General features: G+C 39.6%; 13 protein-coding genes. 10 read left to right on the forward strand and 3 right to left on the reverse strand.

All coding sequences use genetic code 11. The features are described 5' to 3' along the window. Positions 1-48 precede the first annotated feature (48 nt). Positions 49-345 carry an alpha/beta hydrolase gene (locus MHB64_RS11150; protein ID WP_341134421.1) on the forward strand — a complete coding sequence of 99 codons (297 nt, stop codon included), beginning with the start codon at positions 49-51 and terminating at the stop codon, positions 343-345. Between the two features lie 924 nt (positions 346-1,269). Continuing rightward, the gene (locus tag MHB64_RS11155) at positions 1,270-1,644 is read left to right on the forward strand and encodes a hypothetical protein (protein WP_094869401.1); all 375 of its coding nucleotides are present in this window, start codon (positions 1,270-1,272) and stop codon (positions 1,642-1,644) included. A 134-nt stretch (positions 1,645-1,778) separates the two neighbouring features. Here MHB64_RS11155 and MHB64_RS11160 read toward each other — a convergent pair whose 3' ends face one another. Next, complete coding sequence (locus MHB64_RS11160) at positions 1,779-2,177, reverse strand: cytidine deaminase (RefSeq protein WP_036689594.1); 399 nt, start codon at positions 2,175-2,177, stop codon at positions 1,779-1,781. 267 nt (positions 2,178-2,444) lie between these two features. On the opposite strand from MHB64_RS11160, the gene MHB64_RS11165 reads away from it, so the two are divergent. After that, a complete protein-coding gene (locus tag MHB64_RS11165; RefSeq protein WP_256989762.1) occupies positions 2,445-3,404 on the forward strand; it encodes a methylenetetrahydrofolate reductase in 960 nt (319 codons plus the stop codon). Between the two features lie 279 nt (positions 3,405-3,683). Continuing rightward, positions 3,684-5,672, forward strand: coding sequence for a translation factor GTPase family protein (locus MHB64_RS11170; protein ID WP_341134422.1), 1,989 nt, complete (start codon positions 3,684-3,686; stop codon positions 5,670-5,672). Between the two features lie 15 nt (positions 5,673-5,687). Here the strand turns inward: MHB64_RS11170 and MHB64_RS11175 are convergent, their stop codons facing one another. Further along, a complete protein-coding gene (locus MHB64_RS11175; protein WP_094869398.1) occupies positions 5,688-6,026 on the reverse strand; it encodes a winged helix-turn-helix transcriptional regulator in 339 nt (112 codons plus the stop codon). Positions 6,027-6,178: 152 nt separating this feature from the next. Between MHB64_RS11175 and MHB64_RS11180 the strand changes: the two genes are divergently transcribed. Then, the gene (locus tag MHB64_RS11180; RefSeq protein ID WP_341134423.1) at positions 6,179-7,090 is read left to right on the forward strand and encodes a DsbA family oxidoreductase; all 912 of its coding nucleotides are present in this window, start codon (positions 6,179-6,181) and stop codon (positions 7,088-7,090) included. A 213-nt stretch (positions 7,091-7,303) separates the two neighbouring features. Here the strand turns inward: MHB64_RS11180 and MHB64_RS11185 are convergent, their stop codons facing one another. After that, positions 7,304-8,194, reverse strand: a complete 891-nt coding sequence (locus MHB64_RS11185) for an AraC family transcriptional regulator (protein ID WP_094869396.1) — start codon at positions 8,192-8,194, stop codon at positions 7,304-7,306. Between the two features lie 141 nt (positions 8,195-8,335). On the opposite strand from MHB64_RS11185, the gene MHB64_RS11190 reads away from it, so the two are divergent. The 5 genes from MHB64_RS11190 to MHB64_RS11210 all read left to right on the forward strand — a co-directional run bounded on the left by MHB64_RS11190 (position 8,336) and on the right by MHB64_RS11210 (position 12,085). After that, complete coding sequence (locus MHB64_RS11190; protein ID WP_341134424.1) at positions 8,336-8,956, forward strand: DapH/DapD/GlmU-related protein; 621 nt, start codon at positions 8,336-8,338, stop codon at positions 8,954-8,956. Next, positions 8,953-10,305, forward strand: a complete 1,353-nt coding sequence (locus MHB64_RS11195) for an MATE family efflux transporter (RefSeq protein ID WP_094869394.1) — start codon at positions 8,953-8,955, stop codon at positions 10,303-10,305. The genes MHB64_RS11190 and MHB64_RS11195 overlap by 4 nt, the downstream gene beginning before the upstream one ends. A gap of 28 nt (positions 10,306-10,333) precedes the next feature. After that, positions 10,334-10,717 (forward strand): VOC family protein, encoded by a 384-nt coding sequence (locus MHB64_RS11200; RefSeq protein ID WP_341134425.1) that lies wholly within the window; start codon positions 10,334-10,336, stop codon positions 10,715-10,717. Positions 10,718-10,729: 12 nt separating this feature from the next. Then, positions 10,730-11,377 carry a sugar O-acetyltransferase gene (locus tag MHB64_RS11205; RefSeq protein ID WP_341134426.1) on the forward strand — a complete coding sequence of 216 codons (648 nt, stop codon included), beginning with the start codon at positions 10,730-10,732 and terminating at the stop codon, positions 11,375-11,377. A 225-nt stretch (positions 11,378-11,602) separates the two neighbouring features. Further along, on the forward strand, positions 11,603-12,085 hold the full coding sequence (locus MHB64_RS11210; RefSeq protein WP_094869392.1) for a DinB family protein: 483 nt from the start codon (positions 11,603-11,605) through the stop codon (positions 12,083-12,085). Positions 12,086-12,182: the final 97 nt, after the last annotated feature.

Below are 12,182 nucleotides of genomic sequence, written 5' to 3' on the forward strand. Positions count from 1 at the left end.
TGTTCTTAAGGATATATGGTGATAAAGTAACTATTTATAATTGTTGTTTTGATTCGCTTAACGTACCATGAACCTGGAGTGGAGGTAGTCACGCCCTACGCTTCATCTGCCCGTGAAGAAGATCTTTCGGGATTACCAGCCGCTTATATCAGCGTTGGGTCGATAGATCTCTTTGCAGAACAGGCCATTGAATATGTAAGACGGTTGCTACGTGCGGGCGTAGCTACAGAGTTACACATGTATCCACGTGGCCACTATGGTTTTGCCTCTATCCAGGAGGCAAGCATCTCGAAGGCTGAAACGCGTGATTCACTTGAAGCATTGCGGCATGCCTTTTTCGGTTAAGAGTACTTATATCTGATTTAAAATAGAGGACGCAACCCAAGCGTAGTAGTGGGAGGCGTCCTTTTTATGCAGTTAAACGACAAGGCTATAGATCCTAATCAAGTAGTTACGAATTAATAATTTAGCAACAATTCCGAAATTAATTTTAAATGTTTTATTACTAGAATGGGTTAAAAGTCGATAAAGCAATTGGGGGGGATAGAAATGATACAACAAGATTTTATCCAAATGAATACCATTAAGAATGGGATTATTACGTAAATACTGGGTATTAATTGGATTATAACGGGATATTTCTTTCTTCAACATCAACTAAACGGGCTGTGTTCGTCTCACTTCTTATTGAGTTAATCCTTGCATCACTTCTGCAGCTGAAGGCAAACCGTCCAACTAGAGCTGTTGATTCATGAAGGATGTAGCCCAAGGTATAATCGAGGGCGCATCCTTTTTATCTTCAAAATAATTATTCCAAGGAGGTGAAACTATGGAACACCTTCTTAGTCATAGCCTCTCTCATTTATTTGAGCTGTTCATACTTGCTGAAAATAGGGAGAAAGCGGAAAGAGTCTTAAACCCATAGACGGATTATTGATTAAATAGTGATCGCTGAAGAGGAATGTATATTATGCAAGAATCATGAATATTAAGAAAATGCCCTTTTTCTCAAGTTAAGTGAAAAATATGATGGTCTAAATTAATCTTCTGAAATTTTTCTCACACTAAATGAAAAATCTTTGTTGATTATACAGGACTTTTTGATGTTTTTTTCTCATCCTAAATGAAAAATCACAGAAAACTAGAAATGTAACTATGCATAGCTACTAAAAGCAAGCGATCATCGAGAGGAAGTGTTAACCTTTTATCTCAATGGATCGCTTGTTTTTTTTCAAAAATTATAGATAATCATTGAGAGGTTTTAACTATATGAGTTTGATAATTAGTGTAATTCAAAAGGGAAGTATAATTGTAGATACTAATTTTTTGGAGGAGCAGGTACCCGCACCACATAATAATTTGTTTGGTTTCGAATCATGCAGAAAAACTCTCTGGGGAAATGATATAATTAGTGAACTCGGATGTGAGTTAATATATTCTTTAAAGAATACGAATATTTTTGCATTTGATGAAGGAATAGAAAAACTGGAAAGTGAATTCCTTATTTTGCTTGATAATTTAGATACTATAGAACTACATACAGACTATGATAAAGAATTTATTGAATTTGGGGTAAGAAATGCTTTGGAAATGATAAAGGTAGTACTTAAAGAAAAAGATAAGGTTGGAATTGCGATTTGGTAAGTCACAACGTATTTACGCGGTGTGTCTGGTCTGTGAATTCTGTGTTCTGACTAAGCTTTTTAACACAAAAACACGCGTACTTGTCTAACACAGGTACGCGTGTTTTTGATATTCCACTTTGGTAGGTATTATTTTTACATATCTAAATTTTTGAATGCGTAAGGCAATAAATCCCTTAAACTCAGCTCTAAGATTTCTTTTTTCTCATTGGTTAAATAGACAGGCATGTCGGGCAAACAGAATTCCGATAATACTTGTCTGCAGATACTGCATGGCGGCAGAAAATCCATTGTGTCACCTGCTACAGCTATAGCCTGAAAATCACCTTTAGTATAGCCCTTTGTAATAGCTGTGAAGATTGCTGTTCTCTCTGCACAATTAGTAGCACCAAAAGATACATTTTCTACGTTGACTCCATTAATAACATTTCCATCTTTAAGTAATAAGGCTGCTCCAACTGGGAATTTAGAATAAGGGGCATAAGCAGCTTTCTTTGTGTTACGTGCGCTTTCCATTAATTCTTCTTTATTCATAATACTCACCCTTTTTAAATAAGAATGAACCTTTCGGTCCCCTTATCGCCAACTTTAAGGTTGGCAGGACTTCTAATATTATAGTCAGACCCAATGGTTGTCAACATTAAAATCTAGAAGTTCCGCCTCCATGATGTACTACTCGATAAGTACCAATAGGGAATCATAGCTTTAAAATATAACTAGATATAGTAAATATAAGTTATACATATTAAGCCTGCCATGGTAGCCTTAACTTAAAAGAGACGTGTAGAGGAGTTTTTTAATTTGGGAGCGGCAGGGAGTACATTTAAACAAAAAATATTGAGCAAGAAACCTGGTATTTTAACATATGGGATGACACCACCGAAGGCAAGCCATTCACCAGAAAAGATATCAGAAATTGCACAGAAACAGGTTGAAAGACTTCAAAACGTTGATTTAGATGCTTTAATTCTTTACGACGTCCAGGAGGAAGCAGAAAGAGTTGATCATGAAAGACCTTACCCCTATTTACCAACGATTGATCCGGCTATCTATGGTGATAAATATCTAAGACAAGTAGAGGTCCCAAAAATAATTTATCGGTGCGTCGGTAATGATACAAGAGCTTCGTTCGCGGATTGGATTAAGACTGACGAAAGTGAAGACAGATTTTCCGTGTATGTGGGCGCTTCGTCAAGTAAGCAGGAGGTGAAATTGAATTTACCAGATGCTTATAAACTAAGCAAACAGTTAAATAGTAATTTGAATTTTGGAGGAGTTGTCATTCCTGAAAGACATATAAAAAAGAATGATGAGCATATACGGGTTGTCGAAAAGATTAACAATGGATGCAACTTTTTTATCACTCAGGCAACTTATAATGTAGAGGCATCAAAGAATTTATTGTCTGATTTATATTATTACTATACAAATAAGGGTTTTGAAATGGTTCCTATTTTATTTAATCTTGCACCATGTGGCACAGCGAAAACATTACAATTTATGAAATGGTTGGGGATCAGTATCCCGGGATGGTTAGAAAACGAGTTGAAATATTCGAACGACATTTTGGATAAATCCATTCAGCTATCTCAAAAAATATTTGAAGAACTATTTGAGTTCGGGCTGGAGAAGGGAATTCCAATTGGATGCAGTATTGAAAGTGTTTCAACAACTAAGTTGGAAATTGAAGCATCCATTCAGCTTGCTAAAGATGTAAAGGCATTTCTAGATAAAAAGCTGTTGAGTCCAGAGAGTAGATGATTTATTGTTTAAGGAAATTAGAAATATTAACGTTATCGCATTGAATAAACTACTAATGAAGAGCTTATGAAGGGTTTTTAACTATTCATTGAGCCGGTAATCCTTTCTGTTAAGGGTTACCGGTTTTTTATAAGTTAATAGGACATAATCATCATCTCAATAGCTAGTCTAGTGCCTTTCTTGCATTATTGTACTGTCGGTGGTGAGAGATTCTGTACAAGCTACTAAATTTCGGCTACGATTCTTATATAACAGACTGACTGAATGGATGGTAGAAATATGTATTGTAAACTGTCAGAAGCATCACCAATCACCATCGGACTGCTAGCACATGTTGATGCCGGCAAAACCACCTTCGCAGAGCAGCTCCTATACCATGCTTCCGGAATTAAGACTCGGGGGAGAGTCGATCATCAGGATGCCTTTTTGGATAGTCATGAGATGGAGCGGGCACGGGGCATAACGATTTTTGCTGACCAGGCGGTGATGAAATATAACGAACAATCGTATCAGCTCATTGACACACCGGGGCATGTCGATTTTTCAGCTGAAATGGAGCGCGCTTTACAGGTCATGAATTATGCGGTAGTCATCTTAAGTGCTGTGGAGGGCATTGAAGGGCATACCGAGACGGTCTGGCAATTGCTACAGGAATATGGCATACCCACTTTTATATTTATTAACAAAATAGATCGTACCGGTGCTGACGTCCAGCGTGTACTAAAAGCGTTAAGGCAGCAATTTTCGCCGGATATGTTGTATTTGGCAAAAGGTCTAGAACAGAGCATGCTGCCTGAAGAGGTCATTACCGCCGTTGCTGAGCGAGATGAAGCCTTGATGGAGGCATATCTCGAAGACAACATTTATCCTGAGCAGGTATTGGCTACGCTGAAACAAATGGTTAAAGAACGGGTGGTTTTTCCTGTTATGAGTGGAGCAGCTCTATTGGATCAGGGGATTGCGGAATGGATGCAGACGATGCAACTACTAATGGAATCGACTTATGAAGTTAACGCAGTGTTCAGGGCACGAGTATATAAGGTGCGTCATGAGCTGCAAGGCACGCGACTGACTTTTATGAAAATATTAGCTGGAAAGTTACGGGTACGGGAGGATCTCTGCTATAGCACTTCAGAACATGAGGAGTTAAGCCAGAAAATCACTTCTATTCGTATCTATCATGGGGGGAAATATACTTCATGCGATGAAGCCTCCGCGGGACAGCTTGTTGCCGTTACGGGCCTAACCGATGCAGCCATTGGACTGGGTATTGGTAATCATTCAGATCAAGTAGAATCCCGTCTTGTGTCAGCGTTGAAATCCAAAGTTGTATTCAATTTGGGGATATCATCCAGAGAAGTGCTGCGCTATTTCATGATCCTGCAAGCCGAAGACCCTACGCTGCAAGTGACATGGGAGGACAAGCTGGAGGAGATTCATGTTCATGTGATGGGAATGATCCAGTTAGAGGTACTTCAGCAGGTGGTGTTAGACCGTTTCCAGCTCAAGGTATCGTTCTCCAAGCCAGAGATATTATACAAAGAGACGATCGCAGACATTGTGATTGGTTGTGGGCATTTCGAACCTCTTAAGCATTATGCAGAGGTGCATCTCCGGCTTGCGCCTGCGAAACGTGGTGAGGGAATTACCTATCGCAGTACATGCCATGTTGAGCAGCTCAGCACAGGGTATCAGCATCTCGTCGGTCAGCATTTACTTGAAAAGGAGCATCGTGGAGTTCTTACCGGCTCTCCCGTCACCGACCTGTATGTAACACTTTTAACCGGGGCAGCGCATCAGAAGCATACGCATGGCGGTGACTTTCGGGAGGCGACACTGCGGGCACTGCGGCAGGGATTGGAGCAAGCGAACAAGATTCTACTGGAACCTTATTATCAATTCAAAATCAAAGTCGATGCAGAGCTTATCGGACGCGTAATGTCTGATATACAGCTGGCTCATGGTGAATTTGACCCGCCAGAAATGCTAGGTGAATCGATGTTTATTCAGGGACGTGCGCCTGTCGCGACGTTCATGCATTATGCAGTAGAGCTTGCTTCATTCACGAAGGGCAAGGGAGCAATCTCGATGAAGTTAGGCGGTTATCAGCCATGTCATAACCCAGAACAGGTCATCGCAAGGATTGGATACGACCGCAGCGCTGATCCTGAGTACACCTCCAGCTCTATGTTCTGTGCAAAGGGAGCGGGATATAGCGTTCCTTGGGATGAAGCGCCTTCGTATATGCATTTGGAGATTCAGGAATAGGAGTGAGAAAGCAGTCTAGGAATTATCCTTCATCCCAATATTTCTTTGTCCCCATTCAACAACGGATTCAATTAAAGGCACTAATTCTTTTCCAGATGAAGTCAGAGAATACTCAACTCTTGGTGGCACTTCGTTATACTGCTCCCGATGAATGATTCCATATTCTATAAGATCCCTCAGTGCGTTGGTTAAGGTAGTCCCTGTTATTCCATGCAGTCTTCTTTTTAACTCGTTATAGCGTATGTTGTCGTTCTCACTAAGAATGGCTAGGATCGGGAGGTTCCATTTTCCGCTGATTACATGGAATGCGAAGGTTGCAGGACATAATTGATCAAGTCTAAATTCGTATTTCATACATAACTCCTCTCCAATAGTATTATTAAAGATACTTAGTATTAAAAATAAACGTACTTGTTTGAATTTGTACTGGTATTATAATACTTCCATACAAAGAACTTCTACAAGAGGGCACTTTCTTTGATTCTCCAGCGAAAGGTGATTGATATATGAATAATTCAAATATGATGTGTGACCTTAAAACCGGTGTCTGTGGGCCAGGGGATGAAGAGCAAATGGAAATGATCGACTTTAATCTACAGTCCCCCAAAATCACACTTTACTATGCAACAGATCCGATCTGTTCCCACTGTTGGGCGCTTGAGCCGGTACTCAATCGTTTTATTCTGCAGTATGGTCAATATTTTAACGTGAAGACGATTATGGGTGGTTTGCTTTCTAGCTGGCATGGTTTTGCAGATGTCTCCAATGGCATTCAACAGCCTTCAGATGTTGCGGAGCATTGGAGAGAAGTTGGTTTACATTCACGTATGCCTATCGATGGTTCTTTGTGGGAAAACAATCCGATTCTTTCTTCGTATCCGCCATCTAGAGTATACAAGGTTATACAAAATATTTATCCGGGTAAAGAAAATGAGTTTTTGCGTCAGGCAAGAGAAGCTGTATTCGCCTTTAATCAGAATATTGGAGAGGAAAAAACATTAGTTGATATAGTCCACAACATTGGGCTAAATGGCGAAGAAATAGTGGCGGATGCTGCTCTTGGATCGGCACAAGATTTGTTAGAGCAGGATTTTGAGTTAGCAGGCAGACTTGGTGTACGTGGATTTCCAACCATTATCATGGTGAATGAAGAAAATAAAGGTGTTAAAATTGTGGGGGCACGATCATTAGAAGCCTATGTCGAAGGACTTCAACAAGTTTACAATGGAGATGTAAAAGCTGAAAATGTTCCATCTCTCTCTGAACTTATCAAAGAAGGAAACATTTTGTTCTATAAGGAAATTGAAGTGTTGTATGATATTGAATCTGGTGATATGGAGTCATTTATAGCCACGGATATGATAGAGGGGTCATACAGTATTAAGCATATTTTAGGTGAATCATACGTTGTATCTTGATTATAATGAAAGAAGCCAGTAAGCCAAAGGTTACTTTGGAATTACTGGCTTCTTTGGCATTCGAGAGGGTGGATTTGAGATTGCGAGTGCCAAACCGAAAAATAAGCTATTACAACATAAAAAATAAAATTTGATAAACCAAATAGGAGGATAAAATAATGGAAAATGATAAATAAAATAACGGAATTATATTGGGAAGCACCCGTCAACAAGCTAATGGGAAGGTATTCGAGATTTCTTCCGGTAATTCTGAGGCGTCAATCCAGTCTCATTACGAAAAACTGATGAAAAATAGCTCGCACTTTGAAATCCGCAGTTCATCGCAATTTCACTAATCGATCGATTAGTTCCCATCAGCATCTCGGAGCTCTTTTGAATACGATATCGCATCAGATAAGTATTAGGCGTTTGGCCAATGTACGTGCCAAACAACTCGCAACATTTGCTCCTGCAAACAGACCCAGCGGTAGCGATGTCATTCAGGGTCACTTTAAGGTCAAAATGATGATGAATAAATCCCGTCATTTTCCAAACGGCAATCCATGACTGGTCATCATTTATCTGCCCAGGAACCCTCTGTATATGATCTCCGACGTCTGCACAAAGTGAAGTAGCCAGTGAAAGAAGACGTAGTGGCTTGCAAGGAGTGCTGTTCATTTCTTCATAAATCCGATGTAAGGAATGCAGGATTTCCTTTCCCCACGTGCTTTGTGGAGTAATCATAATATAGTCTTCAGTATTAGAACCGAATTTCTCATCCCAATATACTTTGCCTACATGTGTGCTTATTCCGAGTAGTGAAGGATGGACAGCAACGACTATGAATGTACAATCCAATTTTTTAGTGGAAAAACCGTAATGCATACGCTTGCTATTAACGAATATTCCGTTACCACGTTCAATCAGCACAATTTCTCCGTTTACAAAATACTCCATCTTCCCATCTAGCACTAAAATAAATTCCAGGTCCGGATGCCAATGGCATGCTGCTGCATATTTATCGAAATGATTCAGTGCTCCTTTTCGTACGTATAGCGGAAAATCAGGAAGATTATAATTTAGTTCTTCCGATAAATCGGAGAATACTTCCAGTTCTACACTCACAATCACATCTCCCTCAAACAAAATACGATTTTAATAGAATTATATTTGATTTCGGTGGATAGGACTATATAGAAAATATACAATTTTGATATTGCTCGACAATAACACAAAATCCAATAGATTTTATAAGGAGCCAGAAACATGACAATGAGAGAACGTATTGCCTCCGGGAAACTATTTACTGATTACTGTGAAGGACTGCCTGAAGACAGAGTACAGGCAAAAAGAAAAATGCATGGCTTTAATTTAACAACGCCAGATGATCTAGATAAGCGTACACAACTCATGCAAGAGATATTTGGAAGAGAAACGAAGGCGTGGATCGAACCACCCTTTTATTTTTGCTATGGTACAAACATTGAGATTGGTGATGGAACGTACATTAATTTTAATTGTAATTTTGTGGACGACACTAAAATTATTATCGGAAAAAATGTTATGTTCGGTCCATCTGTAACGATTGCTACAGTGGGACATCCAATCCATCCAGATTACAGAGGATATATGTATGCTGATCCGGTGAAAATTGAGAATAATTGTTGGATCGGGGCGAATGTTACAATTTGTCCTGGGGTCACGATTGGAGAAAATACCGTTATTGGTGCCGGCAGTGTTGTGACAAAAGATATTCCGGCTAACTCCATTGCAGTGGGCAATCCATGCAGGGTGATGCGTACCATTAATGAACATGACCTAAAATACTATTACAAGGACAAAGAGATCACTAAAGAAGATCTGGATGAAGAAGCACACTTGAGATGAGAGATAAGCAATTCAATCGCCAATTGCTAAATTTGGTCATTCCGATTGCTTTACAAAACCTCATTTCATCGTTAGCCGTGACAATAGATATATTCATGTTAGGTTTTGTAAACCAGTCTACAATGTCTGCCGTATCGCTGGCTGGGCAAATTACATTTGTTTTAACACTGTTTTATATGGGATTGGCTGCAGGAGTGGGGATTTTGACTGCTCAGTATTGGGGAAAGAAAGATTTGATGACCATTGAACGGGTTTTTAATATCGGATGTACGATGTCTATTATTATATCCGCTATCTTTTTTGGGATATCACTGTTGGTGCCGGATCAATTAATGAGTTTTTTCACAAATGACGACATGTTAATTCGATATGGATCGAGTTTCTTGCGAGTGATCTCGTTCTCCTATCTAATAAGCGGAATATCCCAAATGTACTTTAGTGTAATTAGAAGCATGGAAAATGCCCGTGTGAGTGCCTGGATCAGTTCTATGTGCCTTATATTGAACATTCTCTTGAATGTAATAAGTATTTTCATACTTTATCCGGGTAATTCAGAAAAGGCTATAGTGGCAGTTGCTTTCTCTACAGTTTTGGCACGTATCGTTGAATTTGGTTGCTGTATCATCCACTCGATCAAATCAAATATAAAGTTTAGGTTACCTTTACGTGACATGGTTCAGCGTAATTTGATTAAGGATTTTTTGAGGTATACACTACCTGTCCAAGGAAATTATATGGTTTGGGGATGCGCATTAACTGTGACATCTGCAATTATTGGACATGTTAATGCAGATATGGTCGCTGCAAATTCAGTTGCCTCGGTCGTCAAGAATCTGGTTATTGTATTATGTGGAGGTATTGCAAGTGGTGGTTCCGTGCTTGTTGGTAAATATCTAGGCAATGGCGAAATTGAAATGGCTAAAAAAGCTGGGAAAATATTAAATGTATATGCTATCTTGTTTGGTATCGTTGCAGGTATCACTTTGCTAATACTGAAGCCTATAGTGTTTCTGCTTGTCAATTTGGATGATCAAGCACAAATTTATTTGAGTGGAATGCTTCTTGTCTGTGCTTATTGTTGTCTTCCGAAATCGATAAACTCCACGACAATTGGAGGAATATTTGTTGCTGGAGGGGATTCTAGATTTGGCTTTTGGTGTGACACGATTGTAATGTGGGGCATCATATTACCATTAGGATATATGAGTGCGTTTGTGTGGCATCTCTCCCCTATAACGATATTTATTATCCTCAATTTAGACGAGGTTATTAAAGCCCCGATTGCCTTAATGCGTTATTTTAAATTTAAATGGCTTAACGATATTACGAGGGATTATGTTCGAAACTAAAACATATAGTGACGGAAGGGAGATTTATATGAAAATTGAACATATTGCTATGTATGTACAAGATTTAGAGAGCTGTAGACAATTTTATAGTCAATTTTTTAATGCTGAGTCAAATAGACAATATCATAATCCCAAAACGGGATTAAGAACCTATTTCCTCACGTTTGAGGGCGGCGCGAGATTGGAGATTATGAGCAGACCGGATATGGTAGAAGGAGTTCATGATCTCTTACGGACGGGCTTAACTCATTTAGCTTTCAGCTTAGGCAGTAAGGAACAAGTCGATCTGCTAACCAAGCAATTGGCAGAAGCGGGCTTTAGAACGTTAAGTGGGCCGCGGACCACAGGTGACGGATATTATGAAAGCAGTATTTTAGGGCCGGAAAACATTCAAATTGAACTTACTGTCTAAAAACTAAAAGAGGTGAACCTTTTGACAGAAGAAGAGCGAATATTCAAAGGGATATTATACAATCCAGGTAACACAGAACTAAAGCGTATAAAGCTTCTCGCCCACAATTTGAGCAGCCAATATAGTCGAACATTTGAGGATGAGACAGAGGAGCGGGAAGCGATATTGTCACGGTTACTTGATTGCATAGGTGAGCATAGTTTTATCCAGGGTCCCATTTTTTTTCATTATGGTGTTCATACAAAAATTGGTGATCATTTTTTTGGAAACTATAACCTTACAGTCCAGGATGATGCACAGGTTACGATAGGTGATCATGTGAGTTTTGGACCTAATGTAACCATCGTTACACCTATTCACCCATTCGTTGCCTCCGAGCGCAGGCAAATGCTTGATCAAAATGGTGATGCTGCGTCTTTATGCTATGCTAAGCCTGTTAGCATTGGTAACGATGTTTGGCTCTCAGCAAATGTAACGGTATGTGGAGGTGTTACGATTGGTGATCGATGCGTAATCGGTGCAGGTAGTGTCGTGACCCAGGACATCCCAGAAAATTCTTTTGCTGCAGGTGTACCGTGTAAAGTAATCCGTAAAATAACCAATTTGGATAGCATGCGCCATAAACCGGAAATACTTTCAGATTGCGATATAATCGAGTAGAAATGTAACATCCTGAACCATAGACCAGATTTTTGATTAAATAGAGACCGCTGAAGAGGGATGTATATTATGCGGAAATCATGAATATTACGAAAAGCCCTTTTTCCTCACACTAAAATGAAAAATCACATTTTTAGATTGTTTGTAACAAGACATGTGACAGGTTATAATTTAATTGGTATGACTAAGTAATCGTTGCTTAACGACTAATAAAGGAGTTTTAAAATGTACAGAACAGTTCAAGATTTTCTAGGAGATTGGGCAAGTGCTTCTGCAGGGACAATTCGTGTTCTTGAATCGCTTACCGATGATAAATTAGATCAGGTAATTGTGGAAGGTCACAGCTCATTGGGATGGTTAGGTTGGCATTTGGCAACCTGTCCGATGTTCTTTGGGGGTCAGGTAGGATTAACACTTACTCCAGTAGGCAATCCGAAGGAAGTTCCAGCTCAAGCGAGTGTGATTGTTGAGGCTTATAAGAATATTGCGGCTAATATTGCTTCTGAAGTAGAGAAATTAACGGACGAACAAATGGTTGAGAGTGTGCAGACCTTTGCTGGATTAACGCCTCGTGGTGCTATGCTTAGATCGCTGATTGATCATCAGACACATCATCGTGGTCAAATGACAGTTCTCTTACGTCAAGCAGGTCTTCCTGTACCAGGCGTAATTGGTCCTACTAGAGAAGAACAAGCTCAAATGAAATAATTACGGGTACTTGCCTCTGGTGATAGCTTACCGAATAGGGCTGGTATTACGAACAAAAAATCTCGTTCCCCAGACCTTTGTCTCGGAAACGAGATTT

Source organism: Paenibacillus sp. FSL K6-2859, from assembly GCF_038008265.1.
GTDB classification, from domain to species: domain Bacteria; phylum Bacillota; class Bacilli; order Paenibacillales; family Paenibacillaceae; genus Paenibacillus_AQ; species Paenibacillus_AQ nitricinens.

Excerpts from the sequence above, each read along its gene's own strand:
- MHB64_RS11155 (WP_094869401.1), top strand. The coding sequence starts at position 1,270 with ATGAGTTTGATAATTAGTGTAATTCAAAAGGGAAGTATAATTGTAGAT.
- MHB64_RS11160 (WP_036689594.1), bottom strand. The coding sequence starts at position 2,177 with ATGAATAAAGAAGAATTAATGGAAAGCGCACGTAACACAAAGAAAGCT.
- MHB64_RS11170 (WP_341134422.1), top strand. The coding sequence starts at position 3,684 with ATGTATTGTAAACTGTCAGAAGCATCACCAATCACCATCGGACTGCTA.
- MHB64_RS11175 (WP_094869398.1), bottom strand. The coding sequence starts at position 6,026 with ATGAAATACGAATTTAGACTTGATCAATTATGTCCTGCAACCTTCGCA.
- MHB64_RS11180 (WP_341134423.1), top strand. The coding sequence starts at position 6,179 with ATGAATAATTCAAATATGATGTGTGACCTTAAAACCGGTGTCTGTGGG.
- MHB64_RS11190 (WP_341134424.1), top strand. The coding sequence starts at position 8,336 with ATGACAATGAGAGAACGTATTGCCTCCGGGAAACTATTTACTGATTAC.
- MHB64_RS11195 (WP_094869394.1), top strand. The coding sequence starts at position 8,953 with ATGAGAGATAAGCAATTCAATCGCCAATTGCTAAATTTGGTCATTCCG.
- MHB64_RS11200 (WP_341134425.1), top strand. The coding sequence starts at position 10,334 with ATGAAAATTGAACATATTGCTATGTATGTACAAGATTTAGAGAGCTGT.
- MHB64_RS11210 (WP_094869392.1), top strand. The coding sequence starts at position 11,603 with ATGTACAGAACAGTTCAAGATTTTCTAGGAGATTGGGCAAGTGCTTCT.